Raw genomic sequence first — 26,927 nt, 5'->3', positions numbered from 1 at the left:
CTTCGGACCGAAGTAGTGTCACCCAAGCCGATTTTCGCTGGGGGAGGAGGGGGTCGTGGGGAGGGAAGATTCACACTACCGCCCGGACGGGGGCTCCGCGCACGGTACTGGACGATCCGGATCCGGCGGTGCGACGGGGCGGGTCCCGGTGCCTGACGCCCACCTCCCACGGGCCCCCGAGTCTGCGAATCCGGGCCCGGAGCGGATGCCCGAGCGGCCCGCGCCGCTGCCCTGGCGCTCGCCGACCGGGTCGCCCTCGCCCAACCCGAATCCGGGTCGCTTTCCGGTGGTCGGTGGCGACCGGCCGGTGAGCGGTCCGTCGCGCGGCAGCGCCTCGGTTCCGGTCAGCCCCGCCTCGGGCGGCCCGTCGCGTGGGAGCGCTTCGGTTCCGGTCAGTCCGGCACCGACCGGCCCGCAGGGCCCCGGTCCGAGTGACCCCGGTCGGGTTCCACCGCTGGGTCCGCCGATCTCCGCACTGCCCGCGCCCGGTGACGCCGGGCCGGCGCCCGCGCCCGTCGCGCAGCGCCGCCGACGGCTACCTGTGGTGTTGGCGGTCGTGCTGCTGCTGGTGCTCGCCGGCGTCGGAGTCGTCGTCGCCCGGCCCGGCCCGGTCGCCGGGTGGCTGGGCGACGAGCCCGAGTCTGCGTCGAACGCCGCCGGGGCAACCCCGGAGCCCAACCCGTCGGACGTGCTGGCCGGCCCGGACCCGAACGCCCCGGTGCCCACCCCCGACGGGGTACGTGCCGTGCTCGACCCGCTGGTCGGTGCCGCCGTCCTGGGCAGCCGGGTGAACGTCTCGGTGGCCGACGTGATCTCCGGCCAGACGCTGTTCGCCAAGGGGGCGGACGACGGCACCGTGCCCGCCTCGGTGACCAAGCTGGCGACCGCGGTGACCGTCCTGGCGGCCCGGGAACCCGGTTACCGGGTACCCACTCGCGCGGTGGCCGGCGCGAAGGCCGGCGAAGTGGTGATCATCGGGGGCGGCGATCCGACCCTGGCGATCGACAAGAAGGGCTACTACCCGGGAGCTGCGCGCCTCGACGACCTGGCCGCCCAGGTGCGCGCCGCGCTCGGCGGCACCACCCCGACCAGCGTGACAGTGGACGGCTCGGTCTATTCCGGCCCGATCTACGGCCCAGGTTGGGACGCCGACATCCCCACCGGCGGGTCCGGGGGCGCGGTGACCGCGTTGATGACCGACGGCGGGCGCAGGGACCCGGGCGCCGAACACGGGGCCGCCGCGCGGTTCGCCGAGCCGGACCTGGCCGCCGGCAAGTCGTTCGCCCGACTGCTCGGCGTGCCCACCGACGCCGTGAAGCGTGGCGCGGCGCCGGCCCAGGCCGCCGCCGGTGGCACCCCGGCACCGGGCACCGAGCTGGGCGTGGTGCAGTCCCCACCGCTGATCCGGATGGTCGACATCATGATCAGTGAGAGCGACAACCTGGTGGCCGAGGCGCTGGCCCGTCAGGTCGCGCTGGCCCGCAACCAGCCGGCCTCGTTCGACGGGGGCGCCGCCGCGATGGACGCGGAGGTGGCCGAGCTGGGCCTGCCGGCGGACGAGATCACCCTCTCCGACGGCAGCGGGCTGTCCCGACGCAACCGGATCAGCCCGTCGCTGCTGACCGACCTGGTCCGGCTGGCGGCCAGCCCGGACCACCCGGAGTTGGCCGGCGTGTTCGGTGGTCTGCCGGTGGGTGGCTGGTCCGGGACCTTGGACGAGCGCTACCGCACCGCACCCGGCACCGCTCCCGGTGCGGGCAGCGTCCGGGCCAAGACCGGCACGCTGACCGCCGTGCACTCCATCGCGGGCCTGGTCACCACCGCCGACGGTCGGCTGCTCACCTTCGCGGTGCTCACCGACCAGGTGCCGGGCGGCAAGGAGACCGCCCAACCGGCGCTGGACCGGATCGCCGCCGCACTGGCCGGCTGCGGCTGCCGCTGACCGTCGCCGGTCGCGGGTCTCCGCGCCTGCCGGCCACCGCCATCGGCGTCGATCGAGGGCGCGAGGCCGGGCCGGGGTGTCGCGGCGCGGGTACGGTGGGTCCATGGCGCAGTTCGTGGACTGGGATCTGGCCGCCGCCACTGCGGGGGCGCTGAGCAAGTCGGGCCCCCGGGTGTCGTACACCGAGGCCACCGACGTGGTCGGCGACCTGCGTCGGCTGACCGACGAGGCGGCCGGGCACGTGGCCGACTACACGGGGCTGAAGGCGCAGGTGGCGCACCCGCCGGTGCGGGTGGTCGACCGGCGTGACTGGGCTGCGACCAACATCGCCGGTCTCCGCGAGGTGATCACTCCGCTGGTGAGCCGGCTCTCCGGTGACAAGCAGCCGGGCGCGTTGACCGAGGCGATCGGGTCCCGGTTGACCGGGGTCCAGGCCGGCACCGTGCTGGCGTACCTCTCCGGCCGGGTGCTCGGCCAGTACGAGGTCTTCTCGGCCGACCCGGGCCAACTGCTGCTGGTCGCACCGAACATCGTCGAGGTGGAGCGCAAGCTCGGCGCCGACCCCCGGGACTTCCGGCTCTGGGTCTGCCTGCACGAGGTGACCCACCGCACCCAGTTCACGGCGGTCCCGTGGATGCGCGCGTACTTCCTGAGCGAGGTGCAGGCCTTCGTGGACGCCTCGTCCAGCGGCGGCGAGCACATGGTCGAGCGCCTGCGGCGGGGGGTTTCCACCCTGTCCGACGTGGTCCGCGACCCGGACAGCCGCACGAGCGTGCTGGACATCGTGCAGACCCCCGCGCAGAGGGCCGTACTGGACCGTCTCACCGCGCTGATGACCCTGCTGGAGGGGCACGCCGAGTTCGTCATGGACGGCGTCGGCCCCCAGGTGATCCCGAGCGTGGAGCGGATCCGGGCGTCGTTCAACCGACGCCGGGAGGCGGGCAACCCGGTGGAGAAGGCGATCCGCCGGCTGCTCGGGGTGGACGTCAAGATGCGCCAGTACGCCGAGGGACGCAAGTTCGTCCACGGTGTGGTGGAACGGGTCGGCATGGAGGGGTTCAACTCGATCTTCAACTCGCCGCTCACCCTGCCCCGGCTGTCGGAGTTGGGTGACCCGGACGCCTGGGTCGCCCGGGTGCACGGCCCGGCCGGCACCATCCCGGCCGCTGGCTGATCACCCGCCGGTGGCCGCGCTCGCCCCGCCGGTGGCCGCGATCCGGGTGGCGGTTCGCCGCGCTCTGACCGGTCTGTCGTCCGACGGGCCGGTGCTGGTCGCCTGCTCCGGCGGCGCCGACTCGCTCGCCCTCGCGGCAGCCACCGTGTTCGTGGCGCCTCGGATGGGCCGCAGCGCGATGCTCGTCACCGTCGACCACGGCTTGCAGGACGGCTCCACCGAGCGCGCCGAGGCGGTGGCCGCCTGGGGCCGCGAGGCCGGGTTCTCGTCGACGACAGTGGTGCCGGTGGAGGTGGCCGGGCGCCCAGGTGGGCCGGAGGCGGCCGCCCGGGAGGCCCGCTACGAGGCGTTGACCGAGGCGGCCCAACAGCAGAACGCGGTAGCGGTGCTGACCGGGCACACCCGCGACGACCAGGCGGAGACGGTGCTGCTCGCGCTTGCCCGGGGCGCCGGCCCCCGCGGGTTGGCCGGGATGCCCGCCCGGCGGGAGTTGGACGGTGTGCCGCTGCTGCGCCCTCTGCTGGAGATCAGCCGGGACCAGACACGGGCCGCGTGCGCCGTGCTGGGGCTGAGCCCATGGCAGGACCCGCACAACGCCGATCCGTCGTACGCCCGGTCCCGGGTGCGGGCCGACCTGTTGCCGGCGCTGGTACGCGCGCTCGGGCCCGGCGTGGTGGACAACCTCGCGCGTACCGCCCGGCTGGTGGCGGCCGACAACGCCGCGCTGGACGAGTTGGCGGAAACGGCACTGGCGGCGGTCCGGCACCCTGCCGGCGGCCTGTCGGTGCCGGAGCTGGTCGGCCTGGTTCCCGCCGTGCGCGGCCGGGTGCTGCACTCCTGGGCTCGTGAGCTGGGCGCCCTGCCGGGGGCGCTGTCGCACCGGCACGTCGCCGCGCTGGACGCGCTGGTCACCGACTGGCACGGCCAGGGCCCGACCGATCTGCCGGGCGGTGTCCGGGTGCTCCGCCGCGCCGACCGACTGTCACCCGTCATCCCGGGCTGAGTCCTGGTCAGGCGCTGTGCGCCCGGTCCCGGAAGGTGGTCCGGTAGCTGTGCGGGGTCGCACCGACCCGGCGGCTGAAGTGGTGCCGCAGCGCCGCAGCGTCGCCGAAGCCGGCCTGGTCGGCGACCGCCTCCACGCTCAACGGGGTCTCTTCGAGCAGCCGTCGGGCGAGGAGCACCCGCTGGTTGGTGAGCCAGTCGTGCGGGGTGGTGCCGGTCTCGGCGCGGAAACGGCGGGCGAACGTGCGAGGCGCCATCCCGGCGCGGGCGGCCAACTCCTCCACGGTGATCGCCCGGTCCAGGTGACCCATCAGCCACTCCAGCACCGGCTCCAGGGTGGGTGCCTCGGGTGCCTTCGGGATGGGGGCCTCGACGTACTGGGACTGACCGCCGTCGCGGTGCGGCGGGACCACCATCCGCCGGGCCAGTCGGGTCGCGGTGGCCGAGCCGTGCTCCTGGCGGATCAGGTGCAGGCAGGCGTCGATGCCGGCCGCGGTGCCTGCACTGGTGAGCAGGCGACCGTCCTGGACGTAGAGCGAGTTGCAGCGCACCCGGGCGAGCGGGTGGCGGCGTTGCAACTCGTCCACGTACCGCCAGTGGGTCGTGCACTCCCGGCCGTCGAGCAGGCCGGCCTCGCCGAGCAGGAAGGCGCCCGAGCAGACGCTGAACAGGTGTGCGCCGCGCGCGTCGGCCCGGCGCAGCGCGTCCAGCACCGGGCCGGGAACGGTGGTGCCCTGGCTGTGCGCGGGGATGGCCACCAGGTCGGCCTCGTCGACCGGGCCGAGGTCGGCGTGCGGCGTGAGGTGGAAGCCGGACGACGTACGCACCGGAGCACCGTCGGGGCTGCACACCTGGAAGCGGTAGCCCGGGAAACCGTCGGCGGTGCGGTCGGTGCCGAACACCTCGGCGAGCACGCCGAGCTCGAAGGGGGCGACCTGGTCGAGAGCGAGAACGGCGATGGACCGGAGCATGTGACGAGGGTAACCCGACGGGTGGCAGTAAATCGATGACCAATGGCATTGCTGCCACTGTCCGGTCGGCGTGAGTGGTCGCAGACTGGTCTCAGTCCGGTGCGCACCGGCGGCGAAACCGACAGCAATCATGCGAAAGCGAGCGCCGCCATGGAGTTCCTGTTCTTCCTCCTGTTCCTCGTCCTGCTCGTCGCCGCCTCGGCCGCCGGCCTCACCGCCGACAGCCACGACTCGGCCGACTGGAAGCCCACCGACGACGGCCGCCGCTGGCGGTCACGCACCAACTGATGTGATTAGCGTAATTTGCCGAGAAAATCCCCGGCGGGACCGCGCCAAAAGGTGCGGCCCCGCCGACGGAGGCCATCCGACGTACGGCAGGCTAGGAGTCATGGCTGACGGCTCCTGGTACGACGCCGACATCGACCACGTGATCATCTCGGAGGCGCAGATCCGCGAGAAGACGGCGGAGCTGGCCAAGCAGGTCTCCGCCGACTACTCCCACGTGACTGACGGCCTGCTGCTGGTGTGCGTACTCAAGGGCGCGGTGATGTTCATGGCGGACTTCGCCCGGGCGTTGGGCCGCAACGGCCCGCCGGCCGAGCTGGACTTCATGGCCATCTCCTCCTACGGCCAGGGCACCACCTCCTCCGGGGTGGTCCGCATCCTCAAGGACCTGGACCGGGACATCGCCGGCCGGCACGTGGTGGTCGTCGAGGACATCGTCGACTCCGGGCTCACCCTCTCCTGGCTGCTGCGCTACCTGGAGTCGCGTTCGGCGGCCAGCGTCGAGGTGGTCGCGCTGTTCCGCAAGCCGGACGCGGTCAAGGTGCCGGTCCCGGTGAAGTACGTCGGCTTCGACATCCCCACCGAGTTCGTGGTCGGGTACGGCCTGGACTTCGGTGAGCGCTACCGGGAGCTGCCGTACGTCGGTGTGCTCAAGCCCGAGGTCTACGCCCGCACCTGACGCGGGAGCTGTCGGGACGACCCGGCGGCGTAGTGAGGCCAACTCGCATCGGCATCCATCAAGCCGACGTTCAGCGCGCTCTCAGCTCTTGCGGTTACCGTGGACCACGGTGGCCCGGAGGTAACTCCGCGCCCGACCCCCTCGACCGCGTGACCGGGCGTTCAGGTGGCCGGGCAGGACTCCCCGCCACGCCGGTTCCTACCCGGACCCGCCGTACGTTCGGTGCCGGGCTGGTGGGCCTGCCCACGGTGCGTGCCGTCGATCCCGAAGGTGCGCCTGGTGCGGAGGCTCGCAAGCTCGCTTCTCGCGTACGCGCGGCTTTTGATGGTGCACGACTGCGGGGCTCGCAAGCTCACTCCTCGCGTACACGGTGTACCGTCGAATGACCGCGGCGCGGCAGTTTCGCGCCTCGGGGTCGAGGCCGGCCCGCACGGCGGCTCCGGCTGCCGCTCACCGCGGCGACACCATCAGACGGTCAGGACGTCGATCAGGAGGATGCGGGCGCCCCGGCGCTCGACAACAGTATGGAACGTACGCGTTTCTTCCGCCGACCGGTGGTCTGGATCATCCTGGTCATCCTCGGCGCCGTTGTGCTCAGTCAGCTGTTCACCGCTGGTCCCAGCTACCACCGCGTGGACACTTCCGTTGCGCTCGATCAGCTGCACACCGCCAAGATCAACAAAGTTGTCTTCCAGGACAAGGAGCAGACGCTCCAGCTCGACCTGGCCCAGAAGACCAAGTTCGGTAAGACCGAGACCAACAAGATCGAGGCTCAGTTCCCGTACCAGGCTGGCGACCAGATCTGGAACGAGGTGCTGGACGCCAAGGCGAACAACCGGGTCACCGGCCCGGCCGACGCCAAGGTCTCGTCGGACAGCATCTGGGTGAGCCTGCTGGTCAACCTGCTGCCGATCGCGCTGCTCGTGCTCCTGCTGCTGTTCTTCATGTCGCAGATGCAGGGCGGCGGCTCCCGGGTGCTCAACTTCGGCAAGTCCAAGGCCAAGATGATCACCAAGGACACTCCGAAGACGACCTTCGCGGACGTCGCGGGTGCCGAGGAGGCCGTCGAGGAGCTGTACGAGATCAAGGACTTCCTGCAGAACCCGGCGAAGTACCAGGCCCTGGGCGCCAAGATCCCGAAGGGCGTGCTGCTGTTCGGCCCGCCCGGCACCGGCAAGACGCTGCTGGCCCGCGCGGTCGCCGGCGAGGCCGGGGTGCCCTTCTACTCCATCTCCGGCTCCGACTTCGTGGAGATGTTCGTCGGCGTCGGCGCCAGCCGGGTCCGTGACCTGTTCGAGCAGGCCAAGACGAACGCCCCGGCGATCGTCTTCGTCGACGAGATCGACGCCGTCGGCCGGCACCGTGGCGCCGGCATGGGTGGCGGCCACGACGAGCGGGAGCAGACGCTCAACCAGCTGCTCGTCGAGATGGACGGCTTCGACACCAAGGGTGGAGTCATCCTGATCGCGGCCACCAACCGGCCGGACATCCTCGACCCGGCGCTGCTGCGCCCGGGCCGGTTCGACCGGCAGATCCCGGTGGACGCCCCCGACATGGAGGGCCGCAAGGCAATCCTGCGGGTGCACGCCAAGGGCAAGCCGTTCACGCCCGACGTCGACCTCGACGCGGTGGCCCGTCGCACGCCGGGCTTCAGCGGCGCCGACCTGGCCAACGTGATCAACGAGTCGGCCCTGCTCACCGCTCGTAAGGAGCAGCGGGCGATCACCAACGACTCGCTGGAAGAGTCGATCGACCGGGTGGTCGCCGGTCCGCAGCGACGGACCCGGGTGATGAGCGACAACGAAAAGAAGATCACCGCGTACCACGAGGGTGGGCACGCGCTGGTCGCCTGGGCGCTGCCGCACGCCGCGCCGGTGCACAAGGTGACGATCCTGTCCCGTGGCCGCTCGCTGGGCCACACCCTGGTGCTCCCGACCGAAGACAAGTACACCCAGACCCGCGCCGAAATGATCGACACCCTGGCGTACGCGCTGGGCGGCCGGGCCGCCGAGGAGCTGGTCTTCCACGAGCCCACCACCGGTGCCGGCAACGACATCGAGAAGGCCACCCAACTGGCCCGCGCGATGATCACCCAGTACGGCATGAGTTCCAAGCTCGGTGCGATCAAGTACGGCACCAGCGGAGACGAGCCGTTCCTCGGTCGCAACATGGGCCACGAGCGGGACTACTCCGACTCGGTGGCCGCCGAGATCGACGGCGAGATGCGGGCACTCGTCGAGCTGGCGCACGACGAGGCCTGGGAGATCCTGGTGGAATACCGGGACGTCCTGGACAACATCGTGCTCGAGCTGATGGAGAAGGAAACCCTCTCCACGGCCGACATGGCGCGGATCTGCTCCCGGGTGGTCAAGCGCCCGCCGCTGGCTCCGTACAACGGCTTCGGCAAGCGCCAGCCGTCCACCGAGCCGCCCGTGCTCACCCCCGCGGAGAAGGACAAGCTCAAGGCGCAGGCCGAGGCTGACGGCGCGCAGGCGTCCGTCGGTGGCGGGGCGCCGTCCAACAACTCGGACGGCACGCACTGAGCAACGACCCGACGGCCAGCTCCCCCCACCGGGAGCTGGCCGTCTCCGCGACCGAACCCGACGACGAGCTCGACTTCGTGGCCGCGCGGCTGATCAGCGGCAAGCTGACCGGCCGTCCCGTCGAGGACGCCGTCGACCTCGGCCGGATCGAGAAGGCCGTCCGCGAGATCCTGATCGCCGTCGGTGAGGACCCGGACCGCGACGGGCTCCAGCAGACCCCGGCCCGGGTCGCCCGCGCGTACGCCGAACTCTTCGCCGGCCTGCGGGTCGACCCGGCTCAGGTGCTCAGCACCACCTTCGAGGCCAACCACGAAGAGCTGGTGATCGTCCGGGACATCGACGTGATGAGCCTCTGTGAGCATCACCTGCTGCCGTTCCGCGGCAGCGCGCACATCGGCTACATCCCCGGCCCGGACGGGCGGATCACCGGCCTGTCCAAGCTGGCCCGACTGGTCGAGGTCTTCGCCCGTCGACCCCAGGTGCAGGAGCGGCTCACCTCGCAGGTCGCCGACCTGCTGATGAGCAAGCTCGCCCCACGCGGCGTCGTCGTCGTGCTGGAGTGTGAGCACATGTGCATGGCGATGCGCGGCATCCAGAAGTCCGGTGCCAAGACCATCACCTCAGCCGTGCGCGGCATCCTGCAGACGGACTCCAAGTCGCGGGCTGAGGCGATGGCGTTGATCATCCCCCGTTGACACCCCTGGACACACCACGGCCGGCCGACCCCCTCCCGGGGCGGCCGGCCGTTTCCGTTGCTGCCCGTCCTCCCGGGAGACCCCGGTGGGTCAGCCGGCCAGCAGGGCCAGCAACAGGCCTGCCGTGACCAGCACCGCCGGCACCAGGCACACCAGCGCACCGAAGCGGACCGTACGGTCCAGCCGCTCGGCGGGGCCCACACGGAACAACCGACCGATGCCCACCCACCCGGCGACGAACGCGACCGCCGGCATCGGCAGACCGCAGATCAACGCCGCCACACTGGCCGGCCCGATTCCCGTGGCCGCGTACACCGCGACCTGGATCAGCGGCACCACCAGCGCGAACGGCCCGTACACCAGGAGGTTGCGGGCCCGCGCCGGCCACGACCCCGGCCGGAACCGACCGCGCGCGGCCAGGGCCGCGTCCGCCGCCTCGGCCCGACCTCGCGCGGCCCGCAGCGCCGCCAACACCGCAGCCGGGCCGCCCGCCATCGACCGGGCCGCCTCGGTCAGCTCCGGCGGCGACGGCACCAGGGAGATCGCCGGTACGCCCAGCTCCCGCAGAAGTTCCTGCTGACTCGCGAGCCCACTACGGACCACCGTCAGCTCCTCCCGGGCAGCCTCCGCCGACCGGGCCTGCTCACCCGCTGCGGCAGCCGCGCTGCGGCGTACCCCGTCCAGCTGACGTGCCGCGGCCAGATACTCACCCCAGGCCGCGCCGGGCTCGATCGCCGTCGGCGTGGCGTCTCCGCCCGCCGCAGCGGCCCGCTGCCGCCCCGGCCCGGTCACCGTCGCGTTCGGACCCATCTCGACACCCCCCGCTCGCGTCACCGGATCAGCCGGCCTCGTCGGCGAACGGCACCAGGACCCGGCCCCGCTCGTCCGGGCCGTCCCAGAGCACCGCCCGGTCGGGGCGGGCCCGCCACTCCACCGGCCGCCCGAAGACCGGAGTGAGCTGCGCGACCGGCACGTCCAACACGACCACGGCGGCCAGCTTGTCGACCTCGCCCGCCGGCTCGAACAGCGCGGCGAACGGCGGCACCGCCCGCCACCAGCCCAGCAGGTGTCTGCCGGCCGGTGGACCGTCCCGCAGGAGCGCCCGCAGCCGGTCCACCGGCAGCTCCCGGGGACCCGGCCGGTCCAAGCCGAAGACCACCAGGTACGTCGGCAACTCGTCGGGCGGGTCCGCGAGCAGCGTCGGCAGATCCACCATCTCGGCCGAATGCCGGGCCGCCAACTCGGCCGTCAACGCCTCCGCCAGCGCTCGGGAGCCCGGGTCCGGTGCCGCCACCAGGAAACGGGCGGTGCCCGGCGGGTGATGGTCCGCGGTGCTCCGGGCTGCCGTGACCAGCAGCCCGCCCGCTGCGACACCCGACCCCAGCACCGCCAGGTTGCGCCCGGCCGCAGGCCCCAACGGCACGGCGACCGTCGAGCGGGTCACGTCCACCGCACGACCCAGCAGAGCGGCCGGACCGTGGGCCTGCCCCGCCAGGGCCGCCCGGTGTCGCGGATCGTTGCTCAACAGGGGTCGGGCGTAACCGGCGAAGACCACAGGTGGCACCGAACCGGCCGGCCGGGCCGCCCACAGCTCGTGCCGCAGCGCCTCCACCACATCCGGGTGGTCCTGCGGGTCGGGGTGACGGATCAACCGTTCGTGACCTCGGGTCGCGCCCCGGGGACCACCGAGCCCACCAGCGGTGTTGACCACCGCGCTGCCCACCGGCAGACCAGCCGCCGAATCATTCGTCGGCTCCAACACCGGGCTGCCACCCGGCAACGCCACCCGCACCGGGAACTGCCCGAGCACCGAATCCCGGTGACCGGCATCCGCGCGGGCACTCAACCCCAGCTCACCCGCACCGGCCAGCACCAGATGCACGCCGTACGCCCGACCGGCCCGGGCCAGCCCGTCCAACTGCGCCGCCACCTCGGCCGCCAACCGGTCCCGTTCGGCGAAGAGCAGCGGCACATTGTCCAACACACAGACGATCCGCGGCAGCTGCCGATGCTGACGCAACTCCGCGAAGCGCTGCCCGCCAGCCCGCGCACCGGCCTCCGTCCGCCGCTGCACCTCGGCCGTCAGCTCGTCGAGCAGATCCCGGACGTACTCCCGGTCGGCGGCCATCGCGGCAGCGCGCACCTGCGGAATCCACGACCGGTCGCGCTCGGTCTGCAGGAACTCCACGAAGGACTCACCGTCACCGAGATCCACCAGGTAGAGCGCCAGATCGTCCGGGCCGTACCTGGCGGCCAGACCGAGCAACGCGGTGGTCAGGAACGCCGCGCGACCCCCGGCGGACCGGCCGCTCACCAGCCAGTGCGGAGTCAGCTCGGTGAAGCCCAACGGCACCGACCGGCCCCCGGCGTCACCGACCGTGGTCGTCAACCCGTCTGCGGAACTCGACTCCCACAGCCGCTCACCCGTCACCGGCAACAGGGCCGCCAACCCCAACCGGGAACCCGCCTCCGCCTGCTCGGCGAGCCGCCGACAGACCGCATTGACCAGCTCAGCCGGCGGGTCCGACTCGACGAAGACCGGTGAGTTCAACCCACCCGGCGGATCGGCGCCCGGCCCGGCGAAGGACGACCCCGGCGGATCACCGAGCAACGCGTACGCGTTGCGCAGCACCAACGAGGTGGTGTGCGGCAGCGGCGCCCGGGCCGAATACGGGCCCGCCGGCGGCCAGCCCGCCACGACCAGGTGCAGCCCCGCAGCAGGCCCCTGCTCGGCTAGCGCCTCGATCCGCGCCAGATCACTCGGACCGGTCGAATCCGGCAGCGCCGCGACCACCAACAACAACGTCCGGTCGTGGCGACGTCGCCCGCTCGCACCCGGCGTGACCCACTGCTCCGCCTCGGTCAGCACCGCACGCAGACTCGCCACGTCCACCGCCGGCGGCGGCAGCAGGCCAGCATCAGCGAGCGCGCCGAACGGCGTCAGCACGACACCCGTGGCATCCACCGCGCGAATCAACAGGGCACCCGCCGGTGCCGCACCCAACAACCGCAGGAGTACGGCCCGGAGCAACCCCGCCACCCGCGGCTCCCGGGCGTCAGCGTCCACGCTCAGATGCCCGGTGCCGACCAGTGGCACCAACGCGGGAAAACGGGCGTCGTCCAACGGCGCCGCCGTGCCGACCCGGACGAACGGCGGCGGACAGTCACCCGCCGGAGTGTCCACGGTGAGCGAGTCCAGAGCCGCGCCCGACCAACCCGGCGCCAGTCGTGCCGCAACCTCCCGCAGGCGGTCGGCCACCTCGTACTGGCGGCGCTGATCGGCCGGAGCGGGTCGGGTCTCGTCCAGGATCCCGGCAGCGGCGGTCGCGACGGCCGCCGCCCGGCGGTGCAGAGCTGCGGCGCGGTTCGTACGTGCCTTCGGACCGGCCACCGCGTCCACCCCCTCTGCCCGAGGTTGGCAACCCCTCCCGAGCAGAGACGGTATCCCAGCCGGGTCCGCTCCTCCGGGAGGTGCCCCGGCGATGCGCCAGGGATGTCGTGGATCTCACCGGTGGGGAGGGGTCCGTCACGATCCGCTGGATCTGAGGCTATTGGCTCCGGGGCGTCCAGCCGATAACTTCAGGAGGTGGAATCAGTGCAGCCCCCCGCCGGTTCCCAGGTCTCCCGCGTACCGGCCCAACGGACACCGTCCGAGCAACTGCCGCCGGCCGCGCCAACGCCGGCGCCGCAGCCGCCTCGCCGCCGAATGCGGACGGTGCTCACGGTCGTGGCTGGGGTGCTGGCGCTGCTCTGCCTGGGCGGGATCATTGCGGGATATGTGCTGTACAACCGCGCGGCGGCCCCGGATCGCAGCGCACCCGACGTGGCGGTGGACAACTACCTGCGCGCATTCCTCGTGGATCGCAACGACGCAAGGGCCGCTCTCTACACCTGCGAACGCGGGGCCGACCTTCAACCCGTTCGGGACCTACGAACAGAGGCTGAGCAACGTGAGTCGAAATTCAATGTCACCGTGCGAGTCAGTTGGGGCCCGCTGGTTCGCACGCCATCTCGTGACGGAGAATCCGTTGAGACGACGTTGACGATTGCTGGTTCTGCGGAGGGTGTTCCCCGGAGCAGCCGGCGAGAGGACTGGACCTTCAGCGTCGTTGAGGATGACGATGGTTGGCGAGTCTGTGGCGGCGAACGGGCCAGCTGACTCTTATTCGATCCACAACAGATGGACCGGGACCTCCAGCGTGGTGGGTGACTGACCGCGCCAGGCCCAGCGGTACCACTCCACCTCGGGCGTGATCCGGACGCAGATGTCCCCTTCGGCACCGGAGTAGGTCTCGGTGACCGCTCGCAGGTCGCGGTGCTCCAGACCGCCCTCGACATGCACGACCCGGCGCCCGGTGACGGCGTCCGCCTCGAAGACCGGTGTGGGGGTCCGGTGTGCCGGACCGTCCAGCGAGACCAGCCGGATTCCGGTGTCCCGGGCACCTTCCGAACCAACCTGGGCGCCAACCGTCTCCACCCAGACCCGCTCCACCGGCACCAGCGGCGCGAACACCTCGACCTGGTCGGCCTCGGCGCGGTACCACTCGTGCTCGGGGATCACCGGCACGTAGGTCCTGGCGCTCTGCACCACCCGGTCGTCCGCGCGCAGGTCGCCGCGCCAGCCCAGCCCCGGCAGCCCGACGAGAACCCGGCGCCCGCGGAGCTCCACCCGCTCGGTGGCGGGGACGATGGTCAGCGGACGGGGTGGCCGTGGTGCCCAGTCGGGCTGGTCGGCGAACGGGTCCGGCAGCGGTCCGGTCATCCCCGTGGCGGTCTCACTCGGCGGCGCGCAGCGGGGCACCCCGTGCGCGCATGAACGGGACCGGATCGACCGCGCCCCGGCTGGACCGGTCATTGCGCAGGTGCACCTCGAAGTGCAGGTGCGGCCCGGACGAGTTGCCGCTGCTGCCAACCTGCCCGATGACCTCACCGGCCGGGACGATCTGATGCAGTCTGACGCGCGGCTGAACCACCATGTGGCAGTACCGGGTGATGTAGCCGCCAGCGTGCAGCAGATCGACGTACCAACCGCAGCCGCCCTTGTCGGGGTACCCGTCCACGTCGCAGTCCCGCCGGCCCCTGTTGTCCGGGTCGCAGCGGGCGACCAGCACACGACCGGCTGCGGCTGCGCGAATCTCGGTGCCCTTGGCCGCGCCGATGTCCACCCCGTTGTGGCTGGGCCGGCTGGCGGTGCGGAAGCCGGAACCGACGTCGCCAGGGATCGGCGCGGTCCAGCCGGAGGCAGCAATCTCGCCACGCTCGGCCGCGTCGCACACCGCCTTGCCGTTGATCTCGACGGTGCGGGCCGCCCCACCGGCCAGCGCATCCACGATCTTGCTGGCCAGCTCCTCGTGCTTGGCGTACGCGTCCGGATAGGCGCTGATCTGAACCTGCTGCGCCACCACCGTCAGCGGTCGGCGTTGCCAGCTCCGGACCTTGACGAGCTTTTCGTAGAACTTGCCAGCCGTGTACGAGGGGGTCATCCGCTCGGCGACCGAGCCCCACCCCGGCCGCTGCTGGAACAGGCCCAGCGAGTCGTGGTCCGCGCCGACGCCCTCGTGTGGCAGAGCCAGGGACTCGGGCACGTCACTGTTCGCCAGGTTGCGCAGCGCGGACTCCTGCATCGCGGTCGCCAGCGCGATCACCCAGCCCCGGGAGGGCACCCCCAGGTCCTGGCCGACCTTGATGATGATGGCGGCGTTGCGGACCTGTGCGTCGCCGTACTCGGTGAACCGCGGCAGCTCGCCCACGATGTCCACCGGGCGGATCGGGCCGCAGCCGAAGCCTGCCAAGGAGTCCCCGTCCTCACCGTCGCCACCGAGCCCACTGAGGAAGAACGCCGCAGTACCCCCGGTGCAGCAGAGGAGGAGAAGCACACCGGTGAGGATGCTGGCGATCACGCCGATCCGCACCGACTGCCGGCTGGCGCCGGTCATGGCCGTTCCCAATCCACCACGTCGACCAGCCAGCCGCCATCCGCAGCCACCAGTTCCAGCCGCAGTTGGCCGTTGTCGAGCGGCAGTAGTACCTCGACGAACGTCTCGGTGCGCGCCCGCACCGACGGTGCGCCGCTGACCTTTTCAGCCGGGACGCCCTCGGGATCAACACCGGCGAGCTTCTCGGTCAGCGCCGGTGTGGACAACGGCTTGAGGCCGTCCTGCCACTGCTCAGCGGTGATTCCAGGTCGGCCGAGCCAGGCTGCGGCAAAACGGTCGGAGGTCTGCTCCGGCGTGCCGGCGCCGGGCGACGTCACGGGTGACGGTGGCGCCGGGCTGGTGAGCACGCCATCGTCGCCAGCCGTCGGGTCCACGGTGGTGATCGGCCGGTTCGGCCGGTTACTCAACCCGTCCGCCGGATCTGCCGGGTCGGAGATCAGCCGTGCCGCCCCGAGCACACCGAGGACGATCACCGCGATGACCAGTGCCACGCCCAGCCGGGACCGCAGCGCTCGGGTGAAGAGAAACTCCAGGGCCCGTCGCATCGCCGTCACCGTGCCTCTGAACGCACCCGGGGTCCGGTCCGGTCCGGCGTGCGCTCAGAGGAGCCCGGACGGTAGACCACAAACGACGGGTTTTCGGCTGGCACGTCCGGCTCGGTCCACGTCGCCGGCTGCCGGCGGCGAGGTTGGGGGGCGACCGGGCGACCTCGGTCTCTGGTCTCCTTCGCCGGTGCCTCGTCGGGCCGTTCCCGACCGTCGGGTCGCCCGGCGCCAGCACGCTGGCCCTCGGCAACAACCGTTGGCGTGGAGACCGGGTCCTCCCGGCGGGCCTCCGGGCGCAGCCGGGTCTGCTCCGCGTTCGGCGACCGTCGAAGCCCACCCACCGGTTCGGCCGTGCCACCCGGCTCGGCCACGTCCAGTCTCGCGGCTGTCCGCATGTCCCGGAAGAACCGGCGGTGCCAGGACCCGGCGGAGCTGACCGCTTCGCTGCTGTCCTTGCCGCCGAGTTGGGTGATTCGCCGGTACGGCCGCAGCAGCAGCCAGCCGACCACGCCGCAGAGCCAGACCAGCACCACCTGGAGCCAGCCCGGCAGGGTGGGCGTGCTCATGATCAGGTCGACAGCGAACAGATAGATGGCAGCCCCGGTGCCGAAGATGGCGATGTTGAAGACTGCGGCGACGACCGCATTCGCCAGCCGGCGCAGCCCAGCGCTGGCCGGCCGGAGCAGACCGACCGTGCCGAGAATGGGTGCCGCGATCACCGCCCACCGGAAGATGAGGAAGCCCAGCAGAACCAGCAACGACGCAGTCAGGTCGAACATCGCGAACAGAAACGCGGCCAGCACCGCGATGAATCCCGCGCCCACCCGATCCATGTCCCGCACACCCTGGAGATACTCGTACGCCTCCGGGTCCTCGGTCTGGATCTGCTGGGCCACCCGCGCCCACTGCTGCTGCTTCGCCTTGATCGTCGCCTCCCGGGTAGCCGGGTTGGCGCGCAGCTTCTCTGCCTCGTCCCAGGAAAGCGCCTTCGCGTCGTACAAGGCTGGGCCGTACTTGCGAGCGGTCTCGCTGTCGGCGGAGCCGAGTACTCCACGCAGCCAGTTCCGGTAGAGCATCGCCTCGGTGGCGGTGTCACTGGCTCGCACAGCGGGTGGCCGATTGTCCTTACAAGCTCCGGGAGTCGAATCGTCGCACTGATCCGGTGGGGTGTCTCGGGCCGCAGGACCCACGGCGTCATGCACCACACCCAACGTGGTGACCAGCGTGCCGTCCGCGATGTTCGCCGACTTGACCGGCCAGGCTGCCAGGGCCGTGACCGCGACCATCACGAGCAGCGCCCAGCCCGCGGTGGTCATCGCGTTGCTCATGTCCGATTGGCGGGACCGCCAGAGCAGATAGAGCCCCACCACGCAGAGGGTGACGATGCCGAAGACGCTGAAGACCTTCTGGTAAACGGCCTTGGTTGCCTGCTCGACCAGCGGATCGGCCCAACCCCACATCGACCGCGGATCCCAGGCCCGCTCCCGCAGCGCGTTCGAAGCGCCGACGATCGCGGTGGCGATCATGAATTCCCCGTTCGCCACGGTGGTGGTGAACTTGTAGTCCGGATGCAGGACCGACGACGCGCAACCGCCCGGGATGTCGTAGGTCGGGTAGCTGTAGCCGGCGTAGCCGTAGTCGCTGTAAAGCCCCTTCGGCCCGAGTTCCTTGGCGGAGTCTGGCCGGCCGGCGAACCAGCCGGCGAGTCCAGAGTCCGGCGTGCCGGGGGTCGGCGCGTTACGACACTTGACCTCGTCCTCACTGACCGCTTGGAGCTTCCCGACGCAGGCCCGGAAGTCAGCCTGCCACTCGGCCGTGGTGCAGAGGTCGGCGCGGGCCTGGGCCACGGGCGGTGCGGCGGCTGCGGCTTCCGCTCCGATCAGCGGCCAGCTGAGGGAGGCCCCGGCCAGTACGCCGAGGGCGAGCAGGAACGACACGATCCTCGCTCGGGCCCTCGCCATGTCACGCCTCCAGGTCCGGCAGGGGGATGCTCGGCAGCACTCCGGCCGCCGCGGCGATCGCGGCGGGCGTCGTGTCGAGGTGGTCCAGGAGCCCTTCGACGTACGAGACATCGACGCGGACCTTCTGCACCCGCCCGTCGACGTCGCGCATCACGAACTCGCGGAAGCCGAGCCGGTTGGACGAGCTGGTGTCGGCGGCGGAGAGTGAGGCGAGGGTGGCTTCGTACCCGTCGTTGACGGGCACCCGCAGCAGTCGTAGTGCTTCGGAGGCGATCTCGGCGTCCTCGGCGATCCGGCCGACGAAGACGGTGGAGACGAGGTTCTGCACGTCGAGGCCGAGGATGTCCTTGGGGTTCTGCGAGGCGACCAGCGCGGCGAGGTTCCACTTGCGGGAGTCGCGGGCGAGCCGGACCAGGAATGAACGCCCGGATCGCCAGCCCTCCATGAAGTGCGCCTCGTCCAGGCCGACGAGCTTGCGCGACGACATCGAGCCGCCGTAGCAGCGGCGTACGGCGAGCCGGTGCGCGGTGTGCAGCATCGGCAGGGCCAGTGCCTCCTCGGCTGACCAGTACTCGCGTTCGATCTTGAGGTCGGGCAACCGCAGCCCGGCCATGGTGATCACGGTGAGTGCGGCGTCGGCGCCGAGCAGCCCCTCCGGTGGCCGGCCGAAGAAGAGCATGGCCAGGGGCATCTCGGCGGTGTCCAGCAGGAGGTTGGCCAGCTCCTTGCCGGCGTCGTCGTCGAGGCGCCCGAGGCAGCTCACGACGTCGTCCAGGGTGGACGTCTCCTCGGCGGGGACCTGACGGACCGCGTGCCGGAACAGGGTGGCGGTCGACGCCTCCCGGGCGACCTGCGGCGGAACGAGCATCATGCAGATGTCCTGGACCAGCATTCGCCGTTCGGCCCGCGCGTTGGAGACCGCGATCTCAAACTCCCGGTCACCGGCGGCCCCGGCGCCGAACTCGCTGCGCAGTGGCGTCGGGATGAGCGAGTAGGGCGCCAGGGTGCCGTGCTCCGAGCCGGTCAGGTTCAACACCCGGGAGTACGGCCGCAGCTCGGGCATGGCGCAGAGTCGGGCCAGCGGCCCGGACGGGTCGAGCAGGGTCACCTGGACACCTCTGCGGGCGGCCAGGTAGCCCAGCGCGCCGAGCAGGGTGGACTTTCCACCGCCCGGTTCGGCGACGAAGACAGCGAGCCCGGAGCGTTCCCGGACCTCCATGGGGAAGTGCAGGTCGAGAAAGACCGGGCGGCGGCAGGTGCCAGCGGTCCGGCCGATGAGGTCGCCCCGCCGGTCGCCCACGTTCGATGCGGCCTGGGGGAGTGCGGCGGCCAGCAGCGGCACCGGCATGCGGCGAACGTAGCCGGTGTTGGCGATCGGCTCGCCGGGGATGAACTCGCGGGCCAGCCAGTCCTGGTTCTTCGGGTGTTGCAGCGAGATGCGCAGCTCCCGGGAGTAGAGCTGGATGAGCCGGCGGGCCCGCTCCATGCACTCCTCCCTGGTCCGGCCGCCGACGGCGATCCGGTGCCAGCCGTGCGCGCGGGCCGAGTCGACCGGCAGGCCGGTGGTCATCTCGTCGCCGATCACCAGCGCCCGCTTGGCCAGTCGCTCCAGCTCCGGCGGTGCGTCGATGCCGTGCTCGGCGTAGTCGAGCTGCTGGGAGCGGATCATCCGTAGCCGGTGTTCCAGGTTACGGAAGGAGTCGCCGGAGCCGAGGATGTCGACGCGGGTGGAGATCTCCATCGGCCAGGGCAGCCGCTCGTGGAAGTGCAGCCAGGGCTCGTGCCGTTCCGGGATCTCCAGCGGCTCCATCCGGCCGACCGCGAGCACGGCCACGTGCCGTTCCTCGCCGGTCATCCGGTTGACCAGCTTGACTGTGGAGCCGTACGGGGTGCGGTAGCGCTCGACCTGCTCGGTCAGGGCGAGCAGGTCACCGCGCTCCCACTGGCCGTTGGTCACCGGGGAGAGCCGCCCGGGGGGTGCCATGCACAGCGCCACCGAGCGGTAGAGCAGCCATTCGAGCTCCTGTGCGGTGACCCGGCGACCGCGCATGCCGAATGCGCCGAGCACCTCGTCGAACTGCTCCACGGTGCGGCCCAGCTTGCGGCGTTCGCCGTCGGCGGTGCCCCGACCGAAGGTGCGCAGCAGGCGTTCGGTGAGCGAGTCGCCGAGGGATCGGCGGGCGAAGGTGACACCGAGGTAGGTCTGGCCTTCGGCGTGGTTGACGGCCATCAGGTGCCGCTGGGCGGCGACCAGGTGGTCGGCCCAGCCGGTGGTGCCAGGAACGTCGGCGAGCGGTGCGGCGGTGTGGGCGTCGATGGTGCGCGCCCACTCGTCGGCGGGGAACGGCCGGGTGGTGCGGCGCAGGTGCAGCCGGAAGCCGGCCAGGCCGGCGTACTGCTCGGAGATCGCCGACAACAACGCTTCGCGTTCGGCGTCCGGGCGGAACGCCCAGCGAACCTCGGGCAGCCAGTACCAGGCGGTGACCGTGTTGGGAGTGAAGGTCAGGTGACCGGCGATCTCGGTGATTGCCAGCTCGACCGACGGGTCCCGGTCACCGAACTTGATCTTCGGGGCGCGGATCCGGGTCGGCTTGGTCGGTCGGTCCTGGCGGCTGGCACCACGTTCGCGGGGTGGGGCGACCTCTTTCCCGGCACCCTTGGGTCGCTCCGAGTCGGCGGCGCGGCGCTGGGGCCCCTCCAGAGCTGGCCGGGCCGCTCTCGCGCGGACTGCCGGGCGATCCACCGGGGCGGTTGGCCCGCCAACCGGTGACACTGGCTGGTCCACCGGTGCCGTTGGTCGACTCGACGGCGTTGCCGTCGGCCGTGCGGCGGGTGCGGTGTCAGGTTGTCGGGTCGTCGGGCCGTTGGTCCGAGACCCGGATGTGCCGTCGGGGGTGACGTCGGGCTCGCGCGGCGGACGGACCATCGGCAGCCGATCGCCGGCCTGATGCGGCACCCGTGACTCACCGCCCAGGTGAGCGCCGCCGTGTCGGGGCTCGACACTGCGGCCGCCGGCCTGGTCGTCGGGCGTCCACGGTGGCTCCAGCTCGGGAGCCGGTCGAGCTGGTGCGGGGAGCTGCTGCTGCGGGATCGCCGGCTGCTCCCGGGTGCTCGGGCCGGCCTTGACGGCTCGCGCCCCGCCGGGCCGGGCCCCGCCGAAGAGGTCCAGGAAAGGGGAGTCGATGTCGGCGTTCTCGCCGGCCGAGACCGCGCTGGGCTCGGCCGGGGGCGTCCGGCGCGGAATCGGCCGGGGCGCCTGGAACACGCCGACCGCGCCGTGGCCGGGTGACGTCACCAGCGCGGGGTCGAGCGCCACCTCGTCCTCGTCCTCGGTGTAGTCGAACGAGTGCGCACGGTGACCTGCCGGCCCGGCCGGGCGGCCGGCCGGAGAACCCGGCGTGGAAGAGCGGCTCATGCGACCGCCTCAGCGACTGTGGGCACGGTGTCGCCCGCGTCGTGCGACGGACCGATCGGCGTACGCCCGGTCATGCCAGCTCCTCCCGAATCCTGATCCGGCTGCCGACCAGACGCGGATCGCGCTGCTCGATCGCCGGCTCCCGGGTGCGTCGCCAGTCGGTCAGCGCGGTGCGGATGACCACCCGCGCCGGCCGATCGGGGTCGACGTGCCGGAAGATGAACGACGTGGTCACGATGGCGAGCGCGATCTCCCAGGCCGGGAAGAGCTCGACCGTCAACGTGAACAGCCAGTGGATGAACATGTAGAGGGGGACCAGCAGCATGAAGAGCCCGTACTGGGCGTAGGGCAGGTGGACCGGAAGGGTGTAACCGGGCGGCCCGAGGTAGACCAGGCGGGCCCGGTAGATGTCGTCGTCGGTGCGCAGCCGCATCTGGTGAACGCGCCTATTCGAAGATCAGGTCGATCAGGTAATCGCCGACGAAGAAGAGTGTTGCCGCGCCAGCGATGAACGCGAGCCCGACGATGGCGATCGCGGAGCTGGTCAGCACCTTGGAGATCTCGCCCCGGCTGGCGCGACCGATGAAGATGACGCCCAGGACGGCGAGCAGGATCGGCGCGATCTTGCTGGCGAAGAAGGTGACGACACTGTTGGTGTCGATCCCCTTCGGTGCCGGCTCCGCGAGTGGAGTCGACGCCAGAGTGGAGAGCGCGTGGGCGACGCCCGAAGACGCCGTCTCCATGAGCTCGAAGGCGATCACTGGAACCTCCCCATAGCGCGGCCGGCGGTGCCGCGGCGGTGCAATGGACGAACCTGGCGGGAAATGTGCTCCACAGGGCGCAGCGTTCTTGACCCTGCGTTCGTTACTCACCACGGAGGGTGGCGAGGTTTGGGCGGTTTTCCCCCGCTTCGGCCCTCCCTCCAAGCTTCGCCATCTCGATGCTGGCCAATTCCAAAGCGTACGGGCCGCCCCGGATTGCGACAAGCCGCGAAGGGCCTGCCCGATGCTGCCCGAATGACCGATCGTACACCTGTTCTAACGAGCACGTCAGGGGTGGTGATGGGAGCCCGACCCGGGCCGGCGAACGCCGCTGCCGCGACCGGTACCGTCTAGTCGTGACCGATCTGGTGCGGGCTCCGGGCCCGGTGGTGATGGGCGTCCTCAACGTCACACCGGACTCCTTCTCCGACGGCGGACGGTACGCCGACCTCGAAGCGGCCGTCGGACACGGCGTCCGTCTGCGCGACGCTGGCGCGCACCTGGTCGACATCGGCGGCGAGTCGACCCGTCCGGGCGCCGAGCGGATCGACGCCGCGACCGAGGTCGACAGGGTCCTGCCGGTCATCCGCGAGCTGACCGCGGCGGGCGTCGCGGTCAGCATCGACACCAGCCGAGCGCGGGTGGCGGAAGCCGCCCTGGCCGCCGGTGCGGCGGTGGTCAACGACGTCTCCGGCGGGCTCGCCGACCCGGACATGGCCCGCGTGGTCCGCGACGCGCACTGCCCCTGGGTGCTGATGCACTGGCGGGGGCACTCCCGCACGATGCGTGAGCTGGCCACCTACACCGACGTGGTGGCCGACGTCCGAGCCGAGCTGGCCCAACGCATCGACGCGGCGCTCGCCGCCGGGGTGGCCGCCGACCGTCTCGTCGTCGACCCCGGCCTCGGCTTCGCCAAGACGGCCGCGCACAACTGGGAGCTCAGCGCCCGACTTCCGGAGCTGCTGGACCTCGGCTACCCGTTGCTCTTCGGGGCCAGCCGCAAGTCCTATCTAGGTGGGCTGCTGGCCGCCCCCGACGGCACCCCACGGCCGACCGCCGAGCGGGAGGCGGCCACAGTGGCGACCAGCGTGCTGGCGGTGGCCGCGGGCGCCTGGGGCGTACGCGTGCACGACGTGCGGGCCACCGCCGACGCGCTCGCCGTCTGGGTCGCGACCGGCAGCCCGCGCCTGGCCGGCGCGCACCACGACCGCCAGCAGGGCGTGCGTAGCCACCACCACCGGCAAGAGGTGCAACGATGACGACGGACCGGATCCAGCTGACCGGCCTGCGGGCCCACGGCCGGCACGGGGTGTACGACTTCGAGCGGGCGCAGGGGCAGGACTTCGTGGTCGACGCCGTCCTCGAACTGGACCTCGCCCCGGCCGCTGCCAGCGACGACGTCACCGACACCGTCCACTACGGCGAGTTGGCCGAACGCCTGGTCGCCGTGGTGACCGGCGAGCCGGTCAACCTGATCGAGACCCTCGCGGACCGGCTCCTCGCGGTCTGCCTGGCCGACGAGCGGGTCGGCGTCGCCACGATCACCGTGCACAAACCGGAGGCCCCGGTGCCGCACACCTTCAGTGATGTGGCCGTCACCATGACCCGGGCGCGTGCCCGGTGACCCGGGCCGTGCTGTCGCTCGGCAGCAACCTGGGCGACCGTCTGGAGCACCTGCGCACGGCTGTCGCCACGCTCGGCGACGCCGTGCTCGTGCTCTCCGGGGTGTACGAGACTCCACCGTGGGGCGACGCCGACCAGCCCGCGTACCTCAATGCGGTGCTGCTGGTCCAGGACGAGAGCGCGACACCGCGCGACTGGCTGGAGCGGGCCCGCGACGCGGAGCGTGCGGCCGGTCGCGTGCGTGACCCACAGCGGCGGTTCGGGCCGCGCACCCTGGACGTGGACGTGATCGCCGTCTGGGGCGACGACGACGAGCCGGTGCTCAGCGACGACCCGGAGCTGACCCTGCCGCACCCACGGGCGCACCTGCGCGCTTTCGTGCTGCGACCGTGGATCGACATCCAGCCGTACGGTCGGCTGCCCGGTCACGGCTGGCTGACCGACCTGCTGACCACCGGCCCCGCTGCGGACGAGGCGCTGGAACTGCGTCCTCGGCCGGAGTTGGCGTTAGAGTCGACGGCATGACCGAGCGGAGCCGGCCGGCATGACGCAGGCGAAGTCCCCACCACCGGGCGGGTCGGGCCCGGACCGGTCCAGGATGGGTCCCACCCGGATCTCGACCCTGGTCGTGGCCGCCCTGGCCGCCGCGGCGGTGGCCTGGCTGCTGATCAGCACTCTCTACTACAGCGGCATCCCCCGGCTGCCCTGGCTGCCGGTGGTGACGCTGGCCGGGCTCGCCGTGCTCGAGGCGTACGCCGCGATCAACACCCGGGGGCGGATCGAGCGCAAGCCCGGCCGGGAGCCGGTCGACCCGCTGATGGTCGCGCGTTTCGTGGTGCTGGCCAAGGCGTCGGCACTGGCCGCGGCCATCTTCGCGGGGTTCTACGCGGGGCTCACCGGCTGGCTCTTCGTGGAGACCACCCGCGCCGCCCTCGACGACCGTCCGGCGGCGGCCGGGGGCCTGCTCGCCTCGCTGGCTCTGGTCGGTGCCGCGTTGTGGCTGGAGCGCTCCTGCCGGGTGCCGGAACGCCCCGACGACGAGCGTGAGCAGGACCCACGGGAGAGCCGCCCCGGCCAGCGCTGAGCAGGGGGTTACGCCCGGCTGCGGGCGCGGGTACGGTGCCTGCGATCGGGGAGCAAGGGCCGCCCCCTGTTCGTCCGCGCGCCGGACCGGGGACGGCCGGCCACTGGGGAGGCGGCGTATGGGGTACGAAGAAGCGGGCCGGGACCGGTCGGCGGAACCCTCGTCGGGGGTGCCCGCCGCCGTTCTGGAGAACGTCTTCGACGACCCCACCCACGGAGAGCCCGGCCGGGATCGGATCGGCGTGCACCTGGGCTGGGAGTTCCTGCTGCTGGCCGGGCTGGCGGCCCTGGGCTGGCTGCTCTGGCAGGAAGACTCGGCCGCCCTGCGGGGCGACAACCTGCGGACGCTGCTGGTCGCCGCGGTCGGGCTGGGGCTGCTCACCCTGGCTGCCGGGTTGAGCCTGCGAACGGCAGCACCGAACCTGGCCGTCGGGCCGATCGGGCTCGCCGCCGCCCTGCACTACGCCGAGCAGGGCGATCGGGGCCTGCCGGCGTCGGTCGGCCCGGCCGTGGGCGTCGCGGCGCTGGGTGGGCTGGCGCTGGCGCTGGTCGTGGTGGTGCTGCACGTGCCCGGTTGGGCTGCCAGCCTGGCCGGCGCGGCCGGTGTGGTGGTGTACATCGAACGTCGGTCGGCGCCCGTGCTGGTGCAGGGCGACTACGACCCGGGGCGCAACGCCGGGTATCTCATCGCCGGCTTCGCCGCGGTGGCCATCCTCGGCGGGTTGTTCGGCGCCACCCGGGCTGTTCGCCGGCTGGCCGGCCGGTACCGGCCGATCGCCGATCCGGCCCGTCGGCGGGGCACGTTGGCCGCAGTGGTCACCGCTGTCGCGTTGGTCGGTTCCAGCGTGCTGGCCGCCCTCGCCGGCGTGCTGTTCGCCGCCAACGGCCTCGAAGCGGTCGCGCCCACCTCGGGCCTGGACTGGACGGTGCTGGCGGTGGGGGTGGCCATGCTCGCGGGCACCAGCGCGTACGGCCGTCGGGGTGGGGTGTTCGGCACGGTGCTGGCGGTCGGCGTGGTCACCCTCTTCCAGACGTACGCACCGGAGCGTGGCTGGACGTTGAGCAACTGGGCGGTCGGCGGGGTGGCGCTCGGCGTCGGCCTGCTGGTCACCCGGCTGGTCGAGACGTTCGGGCGGCCCCGACCGGGCAGCGCCGACCGGCCCGAGCCGGTCGGCGACGGCACGATCAGCACGGGTTGGACCATGCCCCAGTCGCGGCCGGTCGACAACTGGCCCCCGACCCTGCCGACTCCCGCCGCGCCCCAACCAGCCGACCCGTGGCGGGATCCGCGCTGGGAGGACAGCCCACGCCGGTGGGACACCGACGAGCGGTGAGCCGCGTCGCGTCCGCCGGGCCGGGGCTGATCTCGACCGTTAGGCTCGGCGACATGACCGACATACCTGCCGCCGCCCCCGGCGGAACCTCGTTCGAGGAACTCGACGCGTTGTCCACCGAGGAGCTGCGGGAGCGGGCGTTCGCCCTGGCCCGGGAGCGTCGCGACGTCAAGTTCTACTGGTCGGTGCTGCGGCACCTGCCGAACGCGGACGAGGCCACCGTGCTGGACGGCGCACCGAACTCGATCGGCCCGACGATCGACGAGGCCAACGCGCTGTGGCGGGAGCTGACCGGTCACGGTTATGAGGAGTCCGCGCCACTGCTGCGGGCCGCCTTCATCGACTACCTGATGAAGCACTGAGCCGCTCGGGGCAGCCCAGGTCCGCCCGGACGACCGGTTCGGGGCCTGGGCGGATCACGTCGCTCATGCACCGGTCCGGCCCGGTCGGGCGCTACGGCACGGCGGCCGGCACCGGTGCTCTCGCCGTGTTGCTGCTGGTCGGCATCTGTGGCAGCCCGGCCTTCACCAGCTGGGCCGGTACGCAGACCGACCCGGACTCGGCCGCCGCCTTCTACGTGCGCCTGCTCGCGTGGCCGGCCTGGCGGCTCGACGCGGACGGGCAGGCCGGCGGGTTGTTCGCCGCCGACGTACGGGCTGTGCTGCTGGTGATTCTCGCGGTGGGCCTGCTCTACCTGTTGCCCGCCGCCCAGGTCGCCCGGGTGCCCGGCTCGGTCAGCCAGTTCTTCTCCGGCTGGGCCGCGTACGTGCTGGCTGGCGGGCTCGCCGCCGTGCTCGCGGCGCTGCTCGGGCCGAACCCGTCGATGCTGGGTGCCCTGCAGGATGCCAGCACGGGCGCCGGCTACGGCTTCCTGACCGGGTGGATCATCGGCACCGCCAGCCTCGGCGGTCGCGCCTGAGCCGGTCGGCCCGGTCGTCCGGACGGCCGGCGGCCACCTGGACGTGACCGCCTCCGGCA

Annotated in this window: 25 protein-coding genes; 15 read left to right on the top strand and 10 right to left on the bottom strand. The window is 72.1% G+C overall.

Annotated features, from left to right (window positions below):
- Window positions 1-205 precede the first annotated feature (205 nt).
- From dacB to tilS, 3 genes are all read left to right on the top strand, one after another.
- Complete coding sequence (gene dacB, locus CLT68_RS04925) at window positions 206-1,942, top strand: D-alanyl-D-alanine carboxypeptidase/D-alanyl-D-alanine endopeptidase (protein ID WP_199176988.1); 1,737 nt, start codon at window positions 206-208, stop codon at window positions 1,940-1,942.
- A 103-nt stretch (window positions 1,943-2,045) separates the two neighbouring features.
- Complete coding sequence (locus tag CLT68_RS04920) at window positions 2,046-3,116, top strand: zinc-dependent metalloprotease (RefSeq protein ID WP_088950548.1); 1,071 nt, start codon at window positions 2,046-2,048, stop codon at window positions 3,114-3,116.
- 10 nt (window positions 3,117-3,126) lie between these two features.
- Window positions 3,127-4,119 carry a tRNA lysidine(34) synthetase TilS gene (tilS, locus tag CLT68_RS04915; RefSeq protein WP_099849140.1) on the top strand — a complete coding sequence of 331 codons (993 nt, stop codon included), beginning with the start codon at window positions 3,127-3,129 and terminating at the stop codon, window positions 4,117-4,119.
- A gap of 7 nt (window positions 4,120-4,126) precedes the next feature.
- On the opposite strand, the gene CLT68_RS04910 is transcribed toward tilS, so the two are convergent.
- Window positions 4,127-5,089 (bottom strand): GlxA family transcriptional regulator, encoded by a 963-nt coding sequence (locus tag CLT68_RS04910; protein ID WP_099849138.1) that lies wholly within the window; start codon window positions 5,087-5,089, stop codon window positions 4,127-4,129.
- A gap of 150 nt (window positions 5,090-5,239) precedes the next feature.
- Between CLT68_RS04910 and CLT68_RS33070 the strand changes: the two genes are divergently transcribed.
- The 4 genes from CLT68_RS33070 to folE all read left to right on the top strand — a co-directional run bounded on the left by CLT68_RS33070 (window position 5,240) and on the right by folE (window position 9,291).
- Window positions 5,240-5,377 (top strand): hypothetical protein, encoded by a 138-nt coding sequence (locus tag CLT68_RS33070; protein WP_185755438.1) that lies wholly within the window; start codon window positions 5,240-5,242, stop codon window positions 5,375-5,377.
- A gap of 100 nt (window positions 5,378-5,477) precedes the next feature.
- Entirely contained in the window at window positions 5,478-6,053 is a 576-nt protein-coding gene (gene hpt, locus CLT68_RS04900; protein ID WP_088950544.1) for a hypoxanthine phosphoribosyltransferase, read from the top strand.
- Window positions 6,054-6,577: 524 nt separating this feature from the next.
- Window positions 6,578-8,596: an ATP-dependent zinc metalloprotease FtsH gene (ftsH, locus tag CLT68_RS04895; RefSeq protein ID WP_088950543.1), complete on the top strand. Its 2,019-nt coding sequence runs from the start codon at window positions 6,578-6,580 to the stop codon at window positions 8,594-8,596.
- 35 nt (window positions 8,597-8,631) lie between these two features.
- Entirely contained in the window at window positions 8,632-9,291 is a 660-nt protein-coding gene (folE, locus tag CLT68_RS04890) for a GTP cyclohydrolase I FolE (protein WP_088950542.1), read from the top strand.
- A gap of 90 nt (window positions 9,292-9,381) precedes the next feature.
- Here folE and CLT68_RS04885 read toward each other — a convergent pair whose 3' ends face one another.
- Both CLT68_RS04885 and CLT68_RS04880 read right to left on the bottom strand, forming a co-directional pair.
- Window positions 9,382-10,101, bottom strand: a complete 720-nt coding sequence (locus CLT68_RS04885; protein ID WP_099849134.1) for a hypothetical protein — start codon at window positions 10,099-10,101, stop codon at window positions 9,382-9,384.
- A gap of 28 nt (window positions 10,102-10,129) precedes the next feature.
- The gene (locus tag CLT68_RS04880; RefSeq protein WP_099849132.1) at window positions 10,130-12,691 is read right to left on the bottom strand and encodes an FtsK/SpoIIIE domain-containing protein; all 2,562 of its coding nucleotides are present in this window, start codon (window positions 12,689-12,691) and stop codon (window positions 10,130-10,132) included.
- Window positions 12,692-12,886: 195 nt separating this feature from the next.
- Here CLT68_RS04880 and CLT68_RS04875 point away from each other — a divergent pair, with 195 nt between their 5' ends.
- Window positions 12,887-13,450 (top strand): Rv0361 family membrane protein, encoded by a 564-nt coding sequence (locus CLT68_RS04875; protein ID WP_099849130.1) that lies wholly within the window; start codon window positions 12,887-12,889, stop codon window positions 13,448-13,450.
- A gap of 3 nt (window positions 13,451-13,453) precedes the next feature.
- On the opposite strand, the gene CLT68_RS04870 is transcribed toward CLT68_RS04875, so the two are convergent.
- From CLT68_RS04870 to CLT68_RS04840, 7 genes are all read right to left on the bottom strand, one after another.
- Complete coding sequence (locus CLT68_RS04870; RefSeq protein ID WP_099856796.1) at window positions 13,454-14,053, bottom strand: hypothetical protein; 600 nt, start codon at window positions 14,051-14,053, stop codon at window positions 13,454-13,456.
- Between the two features lie 13 nt (window positions 14,054-14,066).
- Window positions 14,067-15,227 (bottom strand): M23 family metallopeptidase, encoded by a 1,161-nt coding sequence (locus CLT68_RS04865; protein ID WP_099849128.1) that lies wholly within the window; start codon window positions 15,225-15,227, stop codon window positions 14,067-14,069.
- Complete coding sequence (locus tag CLT68_RS04860; RefSeq protein ID WP_099849127.1) at window positions 15,224-15,781, bottom strand: hypothetical protein; 558 nt, start codon at window positions 15,779-15,781, stop codon at window positions 15,224-15,226. Before CLT68_RS04860 ends, CLT68_RS04865 begins: the two co-directional genes overlap by 4 nt.
- Window positions 15,778-17,733, bottom strand: a complete 1,956-nt coding sequence (locus CLT68_RS04855; protein ID WP_099849125.1) for an MFS transporter — start codon at window positions 17,731-17,733, stop codon at window positions 15,778-15,780. Before CLT68_RS04855 ends, CLT68_RS04860 begins: the two co-directional genes overlap by 4 nt.
- Window position 17,734: 1 nt before the next feature.
- Window positions 17,735-21,148: an ATP-binding protein gene (locus CLT68_RS04850; RefSeq protein WP_099849124.1), complete on the bottom strand. Its 3,414-nt coding sequence runs from the start codon at window positions 21,146-21,148 to the stop codon at window positions 17,735-17,737.
- Window positions 21,149-21,218: 70 nt separating this feature from the next.
- On the bottom strand, window positions 21,219-21,581 hold the full coding sequence (locus CLT68_RS04845) for a hypothetical protein (protein WP_007466101.1): 363 nt from the start codon (window positions 21,579-21,581) through the stop codon (window positions 21,219-21,221).
- A gap of 13 nt (window positions 21,582-21,594) precedes the next feature.
- Window positions 21,595-21,909, bottom strand: coding sequence for a hypothetical protein (locus tag CLT68_RS04840; protein ID WP_074315118.1), 315 nt, complete (start codon window positions 21,907-21,909; stop codon window positions 21,595-21,597).
- Window positions 21,910-22,265: 356 nt separating this feature from the next.
- On the opposite strand from CLT68_RS04840, the gene folP reads away from it, so the two are divergent.
- The 7 genes from folP (at window position 22,266) to CLT68_RS04805 (ending at window position 26,868) form a co-directional block, all read left to right on the top strand.
- Window positions 22,266-23,168: a dihydropteroate synthase gene (folP, locus tag CLT68_RS04835; RefSeq protein ID WP_099849122.1), complete on the top strand. Its 903-nt coding sequence runs from the start codon at window positions 22,266-22,268 to the stop codon at window positions 23,166-23,168.
- Complete coding sequence (gene folB, locus CLT68_RS04830; protein ID WP_099849121.1) at window positions 23,165-23,533, top strand: dihydroneopterin aldolase; 369 nt, start codon at window positions 23,165-23,167, stop codon at window positions 23,531-23,533. The genes folP and folB overlap by 4 nt, the downstream gene beginning before the upstream one ends.
- Complete coding sequence (folK, locus tag CLT68_RS04825) at window positions 23,530-24,057, top strand: 2-amino-4-hydroxy-6-hydroxymethyldihydropteridine diphosphokinase (RefSeq protein WP_088950532.1); 528 nt, start codon at window positions 23,530-23,532, stop codon at window positions 24,055-24,057. Before folB ends, folK begins: the two co-directional genes overlap by 4 nt.
- A 19-nt stretch (window positions 24,058-24,076) precedes the next feature.
- On the top strand, window positions 24,077-24,616 hold the full coding sequence (locus CLT68_RS04820) for a DUF3180 domain-containing protein (protein WP_099849119.1): 540 nt from the start codon (window positions 24,077-24,079) through the stop codon (window positions 24,614-24,616).
- Window positions 24,617-24,734: 118 nt separating this feature from the next.
- The gene (locus tag CLT68_RS04815) at window positions 24,735-25,949 is read left to right on the top strand and encodes an ABC transporter permease (RefSeq protein ID WP_099849118.1); all 1,215 of its coding nucleotides are present in this window, start codon (window positions 24,735-24,737) and stop codon (window positions 25,947-25,949) included.
- Window positions 25,950-26,002: 53 nt separating this feature from the next.
- Window positions 26,003-26,311 carry a hypothetical protein gene (locus tag CLT68_RS04810; protein ID WP_099856794.1) on the top strand — a complete coding sequence of 103 codons (309 nt, stop codon included), beginning with the start codon at window positions 26,003-26,005 and terminating at the stop codon, window positions 26,309-26,311.
- A gap of 65 nt (window positions 26,312-26,376) precedes the next feature.
- Window positions 26,377-26,868: a hypothetical protein gene (locus tag CLT68_RS04805; RefSeq protein WP_088950529.1), complete on the top strand. Its 492-nt coding sequence runs from the start codon at window positions 26,377-26,379 to the stop codon at window positions 26,866-26,868.
- The last annotated feature ends 59 nt before the right edge of the window (window positions 26,869-26,927 follow it).

It is taken from the genome of Micromonospora sp. CNZ299 (genome assembly GCF_002754415.1).
The sequence above is the reverse complement of the archived record's forward strand: the minus strand, read 5'-3'. Positions and strand labels throughout refer to the sequence as shown.